Source organism: Enterococcus sp. AZ104 (assembly GCF_050546705.1).
GTDB classification, from domain to species: domain Bacteria; phylum Bacillota; class Bacilli; order Lactobacillales; family Enterococcaceae; genus Enterococcus; species Enterococcus faecalis.
On sequence record NZ_CP172952.1, the window covers coordinates 1,867,805 to 1,885,980 of the forward strand.

Genomic DNA, 18,176 nt, shown 5'->3' on the forward strand with positions numbered 1-18,176 from the left:
TCTTTTTATCTCTGGATTTTATCATATTTACAAAATTGTCCTTGTTTTCTAATTTCTCTTGTTTACAGTATAATAAATAATGAAGAAGATTTGAAGAAATTGCATAGATTAGGAGGACTTCTTTTGACAAAAAAATTATATCAATGGGGCATCGTAGGATTAGGTGGGATTGCCCACGAATTTGCTTCAACGTTTAAACAAGAAACTAGCCAACTTGCAGCTGTTGCTTCACGGACATTGTCTAAAGCAGAACAATTTGCCGCTGATTATTCAATCCCTAAAGCCTATGGTTCTTATGAAGAATTGCTAGCAGATGAAACAATCGATGTTGTCTATATAGCAGTGCCAAATAAACAACATGCTGAACACATTTTAAAAGCGCTCCAGGCCGGAAAACATGTGTTGTGTGAAAAAGCTATTACGATGAACGCGGCAGAATTAAAACAAGCCTTGGCAGTTGCAGAAAAAAATGACCTTATTTTAGCAGAAGCCATGACTATTTTTAACATGCCACTATACGACGAATTACGTCGCTTGATGGATGCTGGCAAATTTGGTCAGTTAAAAATGATTCAAGCACCATTTGGAAGTTACAAAGAACCCGATCCTAAAAATCGCTTTTTTAATCCTGACTTAGCAGGCGGCGCATTGTTAGATATTGGTACTTATGCGGTTTCGTTTGCTCGTTGGTTTCTCAGCTCACAGCCAGACGTTTTAGCTTCTAGCATGGTCCCCTTCTCTACTGGCGTTGATGAACAATCGGTGACATTGCTTCGGAATAAAGAAAATGAGTTGGCTACTATTTCATTAACATTCCAAGCAAAAATGCCAAAGCAAGGAATTGTTGCTTTTGAAGATGCCTATATTACCATTACAGATTATCCACGTGCAGATGAAGCAATCGTTCACTACAATGACGGTACGGTTGAGACCATCGTTTCTGGGTACTCAGCTGAAGCCATGAATTATGAAATCTACAATATGGTTGAAGCAATCAAAGGTACACAACCCAACCGCTCCTTATTTTTCACGACAGAAGTCATTGATATTTTGGACCAGATGCAAAAATTATGGCAGAATTAAAAAAAGAACTTCGGCTTTTGCCGAAGTTCTCTTTTTTATTTGTTCTCTATGGATAAATACGGTTTAACATACGTGGGAACGGAATCGCTTCACGAATGTGTTCATTACCAGTAATGAACGTAACAGCACGTTCTAAACCTAATCCGAAGCCAGAATGTGGAACAGAACCGTATTTACGTAAATCTAAATACCAGCTATATTCTTCTTCAGATAAGCCAAACTCAGCAACTTTTTCTTTCAAATAATCATAATCAGTTGCACGCTCGGAACCACCGATAATTTCACCATAACCTTCTGGTGCAATTAAATCGGCACAAATTACAACATCTTCACGTGTTGGATGTGGTTTCATATAGAAGGCTTTAATTGCTTTTGGATAATTTAAAATGAATGTTGGAACGCCATAGTAATTTGAAATAAAGGTTTCATGTGGGCTACCAAAGTCTTCGCCCCATTCAATGTGATCATAATCATTGTTTGCTTCTTCTTTTTGTAATAACTCAATCGCATCATCGTAAGTAATACGTTTGAATGGTTCCGAAACATATTTCTCTAGTAACGCTGTATCACGTTCTAAAACATCCAATGGATATTGTTGATTTTTCAATACCGATTTAATTAAATGTTTTACATAGGCTTCTTGAATATCTAGTGATTCTTCATGAGTTGTGTATGCCATTTCTGGTTCAATCATCCAGAATTCCGTTAAGTGACGACGAGTTTTGGATTTTTCCGCACGGAAGGTTGGTCCAAAAGTAAAGACTTTTCCAAATGCCATCGCACCAGCTTCTGCATATAATTGACCTGTTTGTGATAAGAATGCTGGTTGTCCGAAGTAATCTGTTTCAAATAATTCTGTTGTGCCTTCTGGTGCTGAGCCTGTTAAAATTGGGCTATCAATTTTAATGAATCCTTGTTCGTTAAAGAACTCGTAAGTAGCACGAATAATTTCGTTACGAACTAACATGATCGCATGCTGTTTGCTTGAACGTAACCATAAATGACGATGATCCATTAAGAAATCTGTGCCGTGTTCTTTCGGCGTAATTGGGTAATCTTCTGAAGCGCCAACGACTTCTAAATCAGTGATATCCATTTCATAGCCGAACTTAGAACGGCTATCTTCTTTGATAACACCAGTAACCATGACTGCTGTTTCTTGTGATAAGTGTTTAATTTGTTGGAATTTTTCTGTACCAGCTTCTTCACCAAAGGCTTCAATGAAGTTTGGTTTGAACACGACACCTTGGAAAAAGGCTGTCCCGTCACGTAATTGTAAAAAGGCAATTTTTCCGCTTGAGCGTTTGTTAGCAATCCAAGCGCCAATTTTTACTGTTTCTCCAACATGTTTGTTTGAATCAATAATTTGAATTTGTTCCACGTTTGTCTCTCCGTTCATTTCTTAGTTTATTCTTTTAGGCGTTGTGCTGAATTCGTTTCTTTTCTATAAAGTCATTCATTCGCTCAATCGCTTTTTCTAACGTCATTAAATCTGTCGCATAGCTCATCCGCACATGTTCTGGTGCACCAAAGCCCTCTCCCGTTACCAGAGCAACATGCGCTTCTTGTAATAAATCTTCCACCCAGTTAGTCACGTTATCATACCCACAAATTTCTAACGTTTTTTTGACATTCGGGAATAGATAAAAGGCGCCTTCAGGTTTTATTAGCGAAACACCTGGCAAAGCTGCTACTTTTGGATAGATATGATTCAGGCGTTTTTCAAAGGCCTGACGCATGTCTTCAACTGTCGACTGTTCACCTGTTAAAGCCTCAATTGCCGCATATTGGCTAACTGCGACTGGATTACTGGTGGATTGTGAAGCGAGTTGTGTCATTGCTTGAATAATTTTTTCATCACCGACTGCAAAACCAATGCGCCAGCCTGTCATTGCATATGTTTTGGAAACACCATTAATAATGATTGTCTGTTGACGAATTGCTTCTGAGATGGTTGCAATTGGTGTGAACCGATGTCCATTGTACACCAAACGACCATAAATATCATCTGCAATAATGAGGATATTATGAGCAACTGCCCATTCACCAATTTGGCGTAATTCTTCTTCCGTATAAATAATACCAGTTGGGTTAGATGGTGAATTTAAAATGATTGCTTTTGTTTTGTCCGTTCGTACAGCTTCTAATTGTGCGACTGACACTTTAAATGATTGCTCTTGCGTGCTTGATACAAATACTGGCTTGCCTTCTGCTAATTTGACTTGTTCACCATAACTTACCCAATAAGGGACAGGGATAATCACTTCGTCCCCAACGTTCAAAATGGCTTGAAATAATAGATACAGCGCATATTTGGCACCATCTGTCACAATAACTTGCTTGGGTTGATAACGAAGTTGATATTCTCGTTCCACATAAGAGACAATTGCTTGCTTTAATTCAGGAATGCCGCCAGAAGGTGTGTAATAACTTGCTCTTCCATCCTCAATTGAAGCAATTGCTGCTTTTTGAATATTTTTCGGGGTTACAAAATCTGGTTCCCCAACCGTTAAGCTTAAAACATCTACACCTTTTGCTTTTAATGCTTTCGCCTTGGCGGCAGCTGCTAATGTAACAGAAGGAGTCAATTGCTGTGCTCGATTTGATACGTTCATACACCTTTCACTCCCACTTTCATCAAAACCTATCTAAATTAAATATCTTTGACAACGTTGATCTCTTCGCCTTTATCAAAGCTCATAAGATAATATGTTAGTACTCCTTGATCATTTTCGGTGACCACTTCCCATGCAGGGCGCTTATCATAAAGCCCTAACGTAGCTTTCATCACCGATTCATCGGGATGGGCTTTAGCAACAATGTCTGTTATTTGTTGTTCAGTTTGACCATCTTTTTGATTTAAGACCGTGACTTTTTCTCCCGATTTAGGGACAATCACGACAATCTCTGTGCCTTTATCATTTTTGCCGGTTAAAGTAAAATACGTATTTTTGCGTGTAAACCAGTAAAATTTATCAACTGTTTCTAAATTAGCAGAAGTTTTGGCAATTGCGGTTGCTTCTTTTTTGGCTTGAGCCATTGGTTGATTGGTTCGTACAAAAAAGATAATTATTGTTACAAGAATTGCTAAAAGGATTGCCAATAGGGTTAAAAGGACAGTAATCCGTTTCTTCTCTTTCTTTTCTTCTAATTCCTCCAAAAATCCTTCCATCCTCTCTAAACTTACTGGGTCTTATTATAGCAGAAAAATAGCGGCCTTTCACAAATATGACCTAAAAATAATCAATTATTTGTTTAAAAATTCCTTTAATTCTTCTAAAATTTCAGGCATGGGCGCTTCTTTTACTGAGAGTCCCTTGGGAAACGCTTTGATTAATCGTTTGCCATATTTTGCAGTGACTAAACGACGATCCAGAATCAGCAATGCCCCTCTGTCTTCTTCAGAACGGATTAAACGGCCCAGTGCTTGTCGCAAACGTAAGGCTGCTTTCGGTACCGCTTCTTGAGCAAATGGTTGTATCCCTTCTGCTTCTAAATACGCATATTTTGCTTGCACAAGTGGTCGTTTCGGGTTTTCAAAAGGCAAACGCGTGACTATCAATAACTGTAAAGCTGTTCCTGGTAAGTCCACACCTTCCCAAAAGCTATCAGCTCCTAGCAAGACATTTGGTTTTCCATTAGAGAACCGTTTAAGAATTTTTTCACGACTGCCGCTAATCCCTTGGGCGAGGACCTCTTGTCCTTTTTCCAATAATCTTTGCTGGACTTGATGATACACGGTGGACAATAATTCATGCGAAGTAAAAAGAACCAACATCGAACGTTCCTCTTGCGCCATCAATTTTTCAATGGTATCTGAAATATATTGACCCATTTCATAGAAAGAGGCATTTTGAATGGCTACTGCTTCTTCCGGTACATAGACTCGCGCATTTTCTGCATAGTTATATGGCGTTGGCAGGGTTTTGAACGTCACCTCTGTTAAACCTAACCGTTGCGGTAAATACTTTTTATTGTTGCCAAACTTCAATGTGCCGCTTGTATAAATAATTCGTTCATACCGCGGATACCACTTTGTTTCAGGAAGCAAACTAGCTTCTAAGTCATGAATTTCAATCAAGCCATGGTCTTCATTTTGTGGTAAATATTCTTTTACCCAACGTGGACGCCAATCATCAAGATAAATGGTAAAACAGTGGTGAATACGTTCAATTTCATCAAAAAATTGAAACAAGCGAACAAAAACGATGCGATCAGCCAAACTAAAGGTTTCCAACTGACTCATAATTGTTTGCTGTAACTTACTTTGAATAGTCAACAGCTCCTGCAGTAAAAGCTGGAGCGTTTGACTATGTTTTTCTCCCGCAGCAGATAAATAATCAATACGTTCTTTGGTTAAAAGTAACTCCTGATGGTCTATCCGCTTCTGCGTTTTACTAAATAAACGATGCAATTCAAAAAGAAAATCTTGCCATTCATCCACAAAATCCAGTAAACCTTGCTGATAAATTTTTACAAACCGCTGCTCTTCAGAAAACTGTTGAAAAATTTGCTGTAAAGCAACAAAAAGTTGTTCTTTTTCAATAAAATGCGTGACTTGTTTTTTTAGTATCACACTGTTTACTCGTTCGCTTGCCATCCGACTAGCGATGTCTGGTAAATGATGTGCTTCATCAATAATTAGCCACGGACTTTCAGGTAATAACGGTTGTTTTCTTAGCGACTCTTGCGCCAAAAATGCATGATTAACAATCAACACGTTACTTTGAGCGACTTTTTTATACAGATGTCTTAAAAAGTCAACTTCATAAAGTTCATCTTTTTTTGAAAGAAAATCCAATCCGCGATGTGTAACTTCTCTCCAGAATAAATGATTTAAATTCGTCAATTGTAGTTCATCTAAATCGCCCGTTTCTGTTTCTAGCAACCAGACGAGAACGCCCATTTGGTAAAGAGCGTATTGTTTTTGCGGAGTTGGCTGATTCAACGTTGCCTTAAAGCGTTGTAAATCAAGATAGTGTCGATGGCTTTTAATAACAATGCCTCGTAATTTCCCTTGGCAGATTTGATTGGCTAATGGTAAATCTTTTTCCACTAATTGATTTTGTAAAACAATCGAAACTGTTGAAATGATGACTGGTTTTTCTGGCGTTGCTAAATAGCTCATCGGCAACAGATAGCCTAATGTTTTTCCCGTTCCAGTCGCTGCTTCAATAAATAAATCTTTTGTCGTTCCTTCTGTAAAATGATCATAGACTAAATTCATCATCCGACTCTGTTCCGCACGATAAGCGAAACGTTCGCCAAACAGTTTTTCTTTGGCTTTTTTAGTTTTGGGATACGTGCTAGTCTGATAGAACGTTTCTTCAAAAAGAGGAACTTCTTTTTTGCGTAAAGCAATGCCACTGACCACTTGATAAGCTGGATTTAATGGTGTGACTTGTTTTTTCATTTGTTCATACGTTTGTTGAATAAAAGTACTGGTTTCCCGCGCTGTCTGTTGACTTAATTCCGCAATTTTTTCCATAGTGACTAATGGTAAAGATTTCATTTTTTCTTGAATTAATAACAAAAGTTCGGCTGTAACCTGCGCATCACTATCTGCTTGATGGGGATTCTCATGAGACAAACCTAAGCTTTCCGACAAATCACTTAAACGGAAACTTTTTTCTGTCGGTAAAAAAATCTGTGCCAATTCCACTGTATCAATGGCTGGAATAGTAAGTGGCGGCGTGCCACACCGTACCAGTTCACGAGCTAAAAAATTATAATCAAAGTGGACGTTATGCGCCACAAAAATAGTATCTTCCAGATAATGATAAATTGTATGTGCTACATCTTCAAAATAAGGCGCTTTTTGAACTTGCGTATTACTAATCCCCGTTAAACTTTGAATTTGTTTTGGTACTACTTGATTGGGATTCACATCTGTCGCAAAGTTCGCAATAATCTTTCCATCTTGAACGAGAACGCATCCAAACTGAATGATCCGATCACTTGTAGGATCTGTTCCAGTCGTTTCAAGGTCAACTACTGCATACACTTGTTTGTCTTTCAATGACTTCACGCCTTTCATTCATCTTTGAAAATTATACTACAATTTATAGGATTTTCACTAGTATTTCAAAAATTCTCTTGAAATCTTTTCCAGAAATAATAAGAAAGAGCCTGAAACAAAAATCCAAAGTGATTTTTGTTTCAGGCTTAAAAGCTGATAAACTGAACGGTTTTGTCTTACCTTCTCCTAAATAAACGATTAATAACAGTCAAGGATTTTCTGCATATACTGGTTTAATTGCCCATAGCCTTCCAATTCTCTGATTACTGGTAGCGGACAACGAACCTTTTTATTAAATAGTGTCCGCTTTTCAACATATTCTGTAACTTCGTCTAAAAATTTATCTAATCCTTTTTCTAATTTCATACAACTTAACTGATTGCAAATTCGCACGTCTCCTGCCTTTTTCTTTTGAACTTGTTTAAATGATTGTGAGAATGCTTTTGCTTCAAACATTTGTGCTTCTAACTGTCTTTTTTCAATCGTTATTTTCGGTACTGCTTGATTTCCATCAGTATCCTCTAACTGGCGACTCATAAAGCGACGATAAATTTCCTCTTCTAGTTCGTCCAATTGTCGTTGAAAGTCCGCAGGAATTGTCCGACTTGATGAATTTTCTTTCTCACTTTCCATAGAGACAGCTTCTTTTTCTGGCTTCTGCTCCTCTTCTTTTTCGGCAGACTTATCCACTGAATTTAGCGAGCTTTTTTCTGTTTCTTGTGGAAAAGTAAATAAAGGTTTTGCCGCGGTACTCTGCTGGTTTTCTTGTTTTTTTTCTGGCAGCGCTTCTTTAATTGGCGCTGGTTCAGATAACACTGGTTCTTTCGCTGGTTCTTCAAGCACTAGTTTGTTAACGGGAAGCACTGCTTCACTTGTTGCTACAGTTGTTTCACCTTCTTGATTTTCCCGATTATCAGGCGAGAGATTGACGTCTGGTTGTTCCAGATTAGTATCCTCTGATACTTTCAGCGATGCCTGTTCTGCGGCTATCACAGGAGAAGCTCTTTTCAAATGGATCGTTTTTATTTGTCTAGAAATGACGGGATTTCTCGTTTGATTAACGGCTTCATTTAAGGAGGCTAAATTTTCTTTTAAAAGTGTCAACATTTCACGTAAGACAGCAATTTCACCAGCTAATTCCGTTAATTGATTTTCTTGCGGCACTACTTGCACATTGGTTTCATTCATACGGACTATTTTTTTATTTTTAGTTGTCGGTATTTCATACATCCATTGTTTCAGTGCGGATCGTAAGTCACGAGTGGTCGGCTCAAAGCTTCCAAAATAAACAGTGTAGTACATTAACTCCGTTTCAACATAGACATAAATCTTTTTAACAATTAACTCTTCAAACTGTTCTGATTCATCCCAACTTTCACATAAAGCCTCAAAAAATTGTTCCCCTTCTGCTAAATTTTGGTACTCTTTCGCTAAATAAAGCTTGCGAATTAAGTAAAAATTATACGGTGTTTCAACATTATCCGCATAAATTTCTCGTCCTAAAAAATCTGGATTCGTTTCTTTACAAAGAAAGACCGTTTTCTCTTCTGGTTGTGTTTCAAGTGTTTTAGTCATGAGGTTCACTTCCTTTTTCTCCGTTAATAACCATTTTTTAATGATAGATACCTTTAGTATACAGGAGAAATTCTTCTGATTTTCTCATATTTTTAAGAGACAATAGAAATTTTAGAGAAAAATCGACAGAAAAAAAACGTGAGACAAACAGTCCTATTGACCATTTATCTCACGCAAAATACTTAAACTGACTATTTTATCCTTGAAACATGCAACCAATTATTCTGCTGAATCAATTGGCAAAATCGTGTCTTTTTTCTCGCGACGTGCAATTGCTGGTAAAATCATTCCTAATAGAATTAAGACGATTGGTGTCACAATGTTAGAAGCTAATTGGAACAACCAGCCTTGAGGGTCTGAGGCATACTCAAATTTAGGCACCATTCCTAGGATACAAGCAAAGGCTGTAAATAGGAAACACCAAAGACCAAACACAAAACCAATTTTAGGATTTTTAACAAATTTATATTCTGAATTAAATTGTTTGTATGCTTTGTTTAGAAGCATATAGGCAAAGAAGACCCACAAGTAACGCATTGGCATAACTACAGAATTTAAGTTAGTTAGCCATTTAACCACTTCGTTCATGTCCTTCAACCCAAACATCGGTAAAGCGATAATAATACTTACTAAAATACCTGTTAATAAGTAACCATTAATTAACGTACCTTTTTTCGTACGTTTACGTAACCAACTTGGAACAAATTCTGGATCTGCTTCAGCTAAAAGAATTTTCAGTGGAGCATCAATTGAAAAGGCTAACGCAGCCACTTGACCCACTGTATTCGTCAAAGCATAAACAATCATTAAGAGATTACCGACACCATAATATGCGCCTAATTTTTGGAAGGCACTGTAGGCACCATTTGCCATTAAATCTTTAGGAATATTGTCACTTGAGAATAACATTCCCATTGCAAATGAACCTAAAACAGCCGATAAACCAACCATTGCCGCTAGGAAAATCATTCCTTTAGGGAACTCTTTGGCTGGATTTTTAGTTGCATTTACGTAAGGAGAAATTTTTTCAGCGCCACCTACCGCAAAAACTAACATCGATACGGTTGTAAAATAACTAAAGTCAAATTTAGGAATGTAAGTGCTGACTTGTGACATGTTTGGCGTCGCAAATTCAACCGTTGAATTAATAAATGGTGCGCCTACCGCTAATAAAATAAATAAAATAGACATCACAAACATGGCGGTTCCAGCTAAACCACCAATAACTTTTAAGGTGGTTAACCCTTTTGTTGATAATAACAAGAAAACCAAGAAAATTATTAATGAAATAAATGATACCGTTACGATTGGCATCGTATTGACTAAGTTTCCATTCCCTTGAACTGCCCAACCTAAGGCAATTAAAATTGCTTGTGGTTTTTGTGCCAAGTAAGGAATGTGCACTACCCAATAAGTCCATGCTGCATAATAGGCTAGACGTTTAGTACTGGTATTTTGCACCCACGAACTAACCCCACCATTACTGTCTTTAAATGTTGAACCTAACTGTCCTACGATTAACGCATAGGGAATAAAATATAAAACTAAAATCAAAAGCCATGAAGTGACCACTGAAATCCCTTGTTGTGCATAATTATTCACAACATTTCCAAGACCCCAGACCATGTTAAAGGCAATTAACCCGACGGTGAACCATCGTAATTGCTTTTTGTCCATATAACCAATTCCTTTCTTATTAAAAAAATAAAGCTCTTCATTTATCATAAGCATTTTACTTTTTATGCACAAGCTCAACATAATTAAATAAAGATGGCTTTTTAATAAGTAATTAAAACGCTTCTAGCAATGATTTTCTAATTTATTTGATGACTAAAAAAGGCCGGTGAATAAGTTGCTTCACCAGCCTTTTTCTAAGAGATTTTTCTTTTATAACATATCAAATAATGATAATTGGTTTTCATCTGGCAAGTCTTTTAAGACACCATTTTCATTCATGTATTCAATTAACGTTTTAGAAACTTTGCCTCGTGTTGCCAAATCTTCTTTCGATAAGAACGGTTGCTCTTCTCGCGCAGCAACAATGGCTTTCGCTACGTTGAGGCCTAAACTTGGCACTGCTCGGAAAGGTGCAATCAAGGTATCCCCTTCAATCACAAAATTTTCAGCATCTGATTTGTACAAATCAATCATGCCAAATTTATAGCCCCGTTCCAACATTTCATTACATAATTCTAAAACCGTTAATAAGTTTTTCTCTTTAGTGGAGGCGTCCATCCCTTTGTCCGTAATTTCTTTCATTCGTGCTTTCACAGCTTCTTTCCCTTGTGACATTGCCACTAAGTCGAAGTCATCCGCCCGAACGGAGAAAAATGCACAGTAATATAAGATTGGGAAATAAACTTTAAAGTAAGCGACCCGCAATGCCATTAATACGTATGCTGCCGCATGGGCTTTCGGGAACATATATTTAATTTTAGAACAAGAATCAATATACCAGTCAGGGACGTTGTTTTCCTTCATCGCATTTAAATACGTATCCCGTAGTTCATCAGGAATCTTATTCCATTGTCCTTTACGTACCGTTTCCATAATCTTAAAGGCCATCCCACTGTCCAAACCAGCATGAATTAAATATACCATGATATCATCCCGACAACCAATTACTTCAGCAAGATTGGCTTCGCCGCGGCGAATCAATTCTTCTGCATTCCCTAGCCACACATCGGTTCCGTGAGACAGTCCAGAAATTTGAAGTAATTCTGCAAAAGTTGATGGATGGGTCTGCTCTAACATGCCTCGAACGAAACGTGTTCCAAATTCAGGAATTCCTAACGTTCCTGTTTTAGAATAAATTTGCTCTGCATCCACACCTAGAACATCAGGTCCTTCAAAAATACGCATCACTTCTGGATCGTCTGTTGGGATGGTTTTTGGCTCAATCCCAGATAAATCTTGTAACATCCGAATCACGGTTGGATCATCATGTCCTAGAATATCAAGTTTTAAAATATTATCGTGAATGGAATGGAAATCAAAGTGCGTCGTTTTCCATTCTGCCTCTTGATCATCAGCAGGGTATTGAATTGGCGTAAAGTCATAAACATCCATGTAATCAGGAATTACAATAATACCGCCAGGATGCTGCCCAGTCGTCCGTTTAACCCCTGTTGAACCTTTGGCTAAGCGATCAATTTCAGCACCACGCAAATGTAAATTATGATCTCTTTCATATCCTTTAACAAAGCCATACGCTGTTTTGTCGGCAACTGTACCAATGGTTCCTGCCCGGTAGACATATTCTTCACCAAAAAGAACTTTCGTGTAGTTATGGGCTTCGGCTTGATAATCGCCAGAAAAGTTCAAATCGATATCGGGAACTTTGTCGCCATGGAACCCTAAGAACGTTTCAAAAGGAATATCGTGACCATCTTTAAACAATCGAGCGCCACATTTTGGACAGGCTTTTTCAGGCATATCAAACCCTGAACCATAGGAACCATCTTCATAGAACTCAGAATATTGACACTCAGGACAATAATAATGTGGCGCTAAAGGATTTACTTCAGTAATCCCTGTCATTGTCGCAACAAAACTCGAACCGACAGAGCCCCGTGAACCAACTAAATAGCCATCTTCATTACTTTTATGCACCAGTTTTTGAGAAATTAAATAAATGACCGAGAAACCATTCCCGTTAATCGAATTCAGTTCCTTTTCTAACCGTTTTTCGACAATTTCTGGTAAAGGATCGCCATACAATTCGCGCGCACGATTGTAGCTTAAATCAGTGATCTCTTGTTCAGACCCAGGAATTTTTGGCGTATACAAATCGTCTTTTACTGGAATAACTTCTTCACATAAATCAGCGACTTTGTTGGGATTTTCTACTACAATTCGCTTAGCGACGTCTTGTCCTAAAAATTGAAATTCCGTTAACATTTCATCGGTGGTTCTGAAATGAACCTTTGGTAAACTATGGCGATTTAACGGATTAGCGCCGCCCATAGACCCGACTAAAATTTTCCGATAGATGGCATCTTCTTCATTTAAATAATGAACATTTCCAGTGGCGACAACCAGCTTGCCAAGTTCGTCACCGATTTTCACTAGATTACTAATAATTTCTTCCAAATCTGCTTCATTTTTCACCAATTCTTGTTCAATTAATGGCGCGTAAACTGGTTTGGGCATAACTTCAATATAATCGTAGAATTTGGCACGATTTTTTGCTTCTTCGACACCTTTTTGCATCATTGCTTCAAAAATTTCGCCGTTTGAACATGCGGAACCGATTAAAAGCCCTTCTCTTAACTTCGATAATTGCGAACGAGGAATCCGTGGTACTCGGAAAAAATAATCTACATTGGACATCGAAATCAATTTAAAAAGATTTTTTAATCCTGCTTGAGTTGTTGCTAAAATCGTTGCATGGAAAGGTCGAGCTCGTTTGTATGAATCTCCTTCGCCAATATGACGATTCAAATCATCATGGAAATGCATATCATGATTCTCTTTCGCTTCTTTTAAGAAAATCCAGCACAAATGACCTGTTGATTCCGAGTCATAGATGGCGCGGTGATGTTGTTCTAAGTTGACGCCAAATTTTTTCGATAAGGTATTTAGACGATGGCTTTTGAAATGTGGATACAAGAATCTGGATAATTCTAATGTATCGATGACGGGATTAGCCGCTTCAGGTATTCCATGTTTGCCATAACTTGTATTTAAGAACCCCATATCAAAAGAAGCGTTGTGGGCCACTAAAATAGTTCCTTCTGAAAACTCTTTAAACATGCGTAAAACTTCTTCTTCGGATTTTGAACCGCGCACCATTTCATCTGTAATCCCAGTTAAATTAATTGTCGTTTGAGATAATGGATGGCCAGGATCAATAAACTGCTCAAAAGTCTCAATGACATTTCCTTTGTGCATTTTGACTGCGGCCAATTCAATAATTGTATCATAAACAGCGGAAAGCCCCGTTGTTTCCACGTCAAAGACCACATAGGTAGCATCTGTTAATTCAATATGTTCTTCGTTGTAAGCAATAGGTACACCATCATCAACAATATTGGCTTCCACGCCGTATAAAATTTTAACGCCTGCTTTTTTACCTGCAGCATGGGCATCAGGAAACGCTTGGGCGCCGCCATGATCCGTAATTGCGATGGCCTTGTGCCCCCATTTCCCCGCTTGCGCCACCAAGTCACCGACTTTATTGGTCGCATCCATTGTACTCATGTTACTATGCATGTGTAATTCTACACGTTTTTCACCTTCTGGCGCGTAGTCTTTTCTTGGCGCATGGGCGACTTCCATCAAATCTTGAGCATTCATGACTAAATCACGCATGAAGGTATCTTCTTGTACACTACCACGAACACGAATCCAACTTTGCGGTTGAATCGCATCAAAAACTTGTTCATCCTTTTCCCCATTCGAAAATTTCTTCACCACGAAAGAGGAAGTATAATCAGTTATTTTCAAAATTAAAATTTTTCGTTTAGAACGCAATTCACGCACTTCTTTATCAAAAATAAAGCCTTCAATCGTTATACGACGTTCTTCTTCCAGTATATTTCCCATGGGCATAATGGGTTCATCATTGGGAATATTCCGACCTAAACGAATTGGACCATCAAACGCAGGCGCTTGTTGTTGTTTTTCTTTTTTCATTTGTTCATGTTTAACAAGCGATTCAGCAGCTTGTTGTTGAAAGGCTGCGGCTTGTTCTAATTTTTGCTCTTCAAACTTTTTCAACACTTCTGCAGCTTGCTGTTGATCCATTTTTGGTTCAATATGAAATTTAGGAAACCCATAAGAGAAATAAAGTTCCTCAATAATTGGTAAATATTGTTGCTTCAAATAAGGAATAACTGCTTCATTATCAACAGGTAAGATAATTTTCCGATCTTCAAATTGTGGTGTCTGTGTTTTTAAGACTTTCTGAACTAACGGTGTATTGCATTGACTATTTAACAAGGCCAACTGCCAATAATCCGTTAATTGTTCCTCTGTAAATGTTGTCTGATTTGTGGTTATTTGAACGGAAACCTGCGCAATTTGTTGAAAAGCTAGTTCCAATTGTTGCATAAATGTTTGATATAGCATCACTGGCATCAATTCATCAAAACTTAAATGAAATTCCCATAAGCGACTTTGTTGGTGAACAATGACCTTGTCAATCCGGCCATTTTGAATTAAGGGATGTTCTTTCGCTGTGTCATCTAACTGAATTTGCGTCATCAGTTTATCAAATAAATCGCGTGCTTTTTCTGTCACAAAATGAACCTCCTTCTATCATTGAAAAAAGGCCCTCAGACAAATCTGTCAAGTGCCTTTTTTCGGTTTCTCTGCATTCGCTTCTCTATTAAGTATACTCGTTTTTTGTAAAAAAACAATCTTGTTCCGTCACTGGCTTGCTAAAAATTAGAGAACAAGAGTAATGTACTCCTGAAGAATTCCATTATTTGTTTGAACATATTGAACAAAAAGACATCCTGTCAATCCGTATTTACCAATCCCTTACAAATCCATTCTTGCCATTTCTTCCAATTTCTCAATCTCTTTTCGATAATTTTTCCGCATGGCTTGTTCTGTTTCTTCTAGGATTGAAACAAACCAATTTTCTGTTCGTTTCATTTCATCTAAACTGGCGGCTATTTGATGATGAAACATTCGTTTGTCCCAAGAATCATTTCTAGTAAAATAAGCCACCTTGTCTACTAGTTGGTTCGTTTGTTGTCTAAATCGCTGGATTTCAGCGGAAACATGTTGCTGTTGTTGATTGATTTTGCGCTTTTCTTGATAATAGTTGTCTTCAATCATCTGGTAACTGCGGCGTTTTTCTTCCGGTGTCATCTCCTAACCTCCTTTTGCTGGTGTTTTTAAATTTGCGTCAGGAATCGTTTTCAAATAATGGCTCGCTGCGTCCGCCACTTGCCCTTGGAACGCACCTTTTAAGGAAGAAGGCAACGTAGTTTTTGATTGTTTGCTCATCAATTCTGAAAGTTTCTTGATTGTATGTGTGGAGGTTTGTTTGATGGTTGCGATTCTGGTTTGTTTTGCTGTAATCACAGCTTGAATGGCTTGGCGTTCTTGTATCTTTTGTACGCGTTCTAATTCCAATTGAAGTTCTCTTTCCAGTTCATCCATGTGCGACATCCTTTCATTTCTGTGCAAATAACTGATTACCTGCTTGGCGATCGTATTCTTGAATATTTTTAGCCGCAGTTGTTAACTTTTCACTAAATGTCATCAGTTTTTGATTATATTGTTTCACTTGTTTCCGATTGTGACTGGCCTGTGCCTCGTCCCACAAACGACTTTTTTCATAGGGTGCAATCATTGCTTGGACCTCAGAATAAGACAAATATTGTCTAATTTCATTGGCACTTGTTAAAATTTCCTTGGAAATTTCTGCTAACGCTTGTTCTGTGTCTTGCTGGCTTTGTTTCAGCAATTTCTCCGCTTCTTCACCGATTGTCCTAGCCTGATTAGCTACCTGTAATGCCAAGTCTGCTCGTAACTTGATTTTTTGACCGCCAGAAGCACTGGCAATTTTTGTATGTAAAGAACGAATAGCTTTATCAGTACCAGATTTTAATTTTTCCAAATTCGCATTCGTTTGCGCAAATTCGCCATAGAGTTCTAAGTACTCCTGCACTCGTTTTTTCGCTTCGGCTTCATTATTTGTGGTGGGATCCCAGTCGCCATTTTTCTTTGCCCAGACTTTCGCTGCTAACTTGACTTGCTCCAAAGTCATATTCGGTGCGAAAATGCCATCTTTGGCTAAACGATCCAAATCCAAGTCGTCTCCATCAAAATAGTTGGCTAAAGTATTATGTTCACCAACCCCTGAAATCGAAGAAATCGTGCCATATTTACTATCACGTCCTGACAGTGCTGCCCACGAATCATTTTGGTAGCGAATCAAAAATTCTGGATTTTCTTGTAGCCACTGTTTTTCACTCGTCGTTAAACGTTCAAATTGATTGCGGCCCCAATCATCAAAACTGGTGGTACGAAAGCCCATTTCTTGCCCGTATTTCCCTGCCATTTTCATCATGTAGCCACCTGATTGACTAAAGCCTGCAACATCGGTAATTGTGCCGTTTTGCGAGGCGATTTTTTGCTGCGTTTGTTTTAAAAATTTTTCAGCTTCCTGATATTCTTCAGAAAGTCCACCTACAAAAGCTGTCCCAGCTGTCTCAAAGCCTTTTTTACCTTCATCACCAAAGGAATTGGTACCAGCGCACACGACAGCGACGTTGTTATAGTCAGGTTTGCCTTGGTCATCTAAAGGGGCGATGGCCATGGCATTTAGTTGGCTGGATTTGGTGCTGGCGGCTTTGTTTATAAGGTAATAATCTTCCTCTAGCCCTTGAATAGATATTTTATTTCCATTTTCTCTATTTTGAACGATTTTTTTTGCTGAATCTATTGATTTTGCTAAAACTTCAGTAGTCATTTCATCACTCACTAAAACATGCCTCCTAATAAACTAATTCATGAATCTCTAAATTAGAGATTACTTTTGCATTTGAACTTCCTTCAGAAGATTTTTTAATTTTTTTAGACTCTGATATCTCTAATTTGTCTCCTATATTCAAGCCTTTTGTTGCATTTTCTACCTCCAACACTAAAATAGAATCTATTTTTTGAGGTCTTAGATAATCTAATTGAATATATTTTTCAAGTTTATCATCGTACTCAGTATTGTAATTTAACGTAAACGACATCGTAAAATAATTATCCTCAGATACATAAATTCTCACGTCACTATCCACATAATTCCCCAACAACGAAGGCCCATATCCTTTTGCATTCCGCCATTCCACGCCAACGCCTTGCCACTCAATCTTCTCAATGCCTTCATAGTTTTCTACTAAATAGTTCGATACATATTTTTGAATCAAATCGATCCCTTGTTGGTAATCTTTTTCTATTGCTTTTTTATCCATGTATTGTTTCCCTCCAATTCCTATTATGATTAGTACTGCAGCAGCTAAGGTACTTAGCCACCATTTTCTTTTTTTCACTGGCTTCCCTCCTTTCTTTTTATGTACACTAATTTTTTAAAACTTCTATTGTATTCGTCCCATAAATCCCTTTCACTAGTACAGCGCCAATGCTACTGGGTTCCCTTTACTAACCTAACTTCATTCAATCGTTTCTATTCTGAAAGAGTATTTTCTTTAATTTTCTAACCTATTTTTTATTGGTTATAACCTCCTCTATTCAATCTAATGAATTATCCACCATTTTATAATATCATTAACATATAATTTATGTAAATATAATTTTAAATCTTATCTATATATGAAAAATTTGTTTAAAAACAAAAAAATATCATTTAATCAGCTTAAATCACTTGTTTATTTCCTCTATTATTAAAAACAATAAATGAAATAATTTTATATAGATTAATCTTTAAAATCGAATATTGTTTATAGCTTGAGACATTTAAGTTTTTTATTACATTAAAAAAGCTTAAAACAAAATCAGAGAAACTTTGATTTCGTTTTAAGCTTTATAC

General features: G+C 37.5%; 12 protein-coding genes. 1 reads left to right on the forward strand and 11 read right to left on the reverse strand.

The window, feature by feature from the left end; all coding sequences use genetic code 11:
- Window positions 1-123: 123 nt before the first annotated feature.
- The gene (locus IGJ37_RS08935; RefSeq protein ID WP_002382786.1) at window positions 124-1,083 is read left to right on the forward strand and encodes a Gfo/Idh/MocA family protein; all 960 of its coding nucleotides are present in this window, start codon (window positions 124-126) and stop codon (window positions 1,081-1,083) included.
- A gap of 46 nt (window positions 1,084-1,129) precedes the next feature.
- Here IGJ37_RS08935 and asnS read toward each other — a convergent pair whose 3' ends face one another.
- The 11 genes from asnS to IGJ37_RS08990 all read right to left on the reverse strand — a co-directional run bounded on the left by asnS (window position 1,130) and on the right by IGJ37_RS08990 (window position 17,679).
- Window positions 1,130-2,482, reverse strand: a complete 1,353-nt coding sequence (gene asnS / locus IGJ37_RS08940) for an asparagine--tRNA ligase (RefSeq protein WP_002385776.1) — start codon at window positions 2,480-2,482, stop codon at window positions 1,130-1,132.
- Between the two features lie 16 nt (window positions 2,483-2,498).
- Window positions 2,499-3,698 (reverse strand): pyridoxal phosphate-dependent aminotransferase, encoded by a 1,200-nt coding sequence (locus tag IGJ37_RS08945; protein ID WP_002388293.1) that lies wholly within the window; start codon window positions 3,696-3,698, stop codon window positions 2,499-2,501.
- 38 nt (window positions 3,699-3,736) lie between these two features.
- A complete protein-coding gene (locus IGJ37_RS08950) occupies window positions 3,737-4,255 on the reverse strand; it encodes a DUF5590 domain-containing protein (RefSeq protein WP_002382785.1) in 519 nt (172 codons plus the stop codon).
- Window positions 4,256-4,330: 75 nt separating this feature from the next.
- A complete protein-coding gene (locus IGJ37_RS08955) occupies window positions 4,331-7,120 on the reverse strand; it encodes an ATP-dependent DNA helicase DinG (protein WP_325814884.1) in 2,790 nt (929 codons plus the stop codon).
- 180 nt (window positions 7,121-7,300) lie between these two features.
- Window positions 7,301-8,677 carry a hypothetical protein gene (locus IGJ37_RS08960; RefSeq protein ID WP_002410802.1) on the reverse strand — a complete coding sequence of 459 codons (1,377 nt, stop codon included), beginning with the start codon at window positions 8,675-8,677 and terminating at the stop codon, window positions 7,301-7,303.
- Window positions 8,678-8,896: 219 nt separating this feature from the next.
- Entirely contained in the window at window positions 8,897-10,354 is a 1,458-nt protein-coding gene (locus tag IGJ37_RS08965; protein WP_002356790.1) for an amino acid permease, read from the reverse strand.
- A 210-nt stretch (window positions 10,355-10,564) separates the two neighbouring features.
- Complete coding sequence (locus IGJ37_RS08970) at window positions 10,565-14,920, reverse strand: PolC-type DNA polymerase III (protein WP_002381593.1); 4,356 nt, start codon at window positions 14,918-14,920, stop codon at window positions 10,565-10,567.
- Between the two features lie 243 nt (window positions 14,921-15,163).
- On the reverse strand, window positions 15,164-15,499 hold the full coding sequence (locus tag IGJ37_RS08975; protein WP_252671358.1) for a hypothetical protein: 336 nt from the start codon (window positions 15,497-15,499) through the stop codon (window positions 15,164-15,166).
- A 3-nt stretch (window positions 15,500-15,502) separates the two neighbouring features.
- Window positions 15,503-15,793 (reverse strand): hypothetical protein, encoded by a 291-nt coding sequence (locus tag IGJ37_RS08980; RefSeq protein WP_002400826.1) that lies wholly within the window; start codon window positions 15,791-15,793, stop codon window positions 15,503-15,505.
- A 13-nt stretch (window positions 15,794-15,806) separates the two neighbouring features.
- Complete coding sequence (locus IGJ37_RS08985; RefSeq protein ID WP_252671360.1) at window positions 15,807-17,120, reverse strand: hypothetical protein; 1,314 nt, start codon at window positions 17,118-17,120, stop codon at window positions 15,807-15,809.
- Window positions 17,121-17,133: 13 nt separating this feature from the next.
- A complete protein-coding gene (locus IGJ37_RS08990; RefSeq protein WP_252671362.1) occupies window positions 17,134-17,679 on the reverse strand; it encodes a hypothetical protein in 546 nt (181 codons plus the stop codon).
- Window positions 17,680-18,176 lie beyond the last annotated feature (497 nt).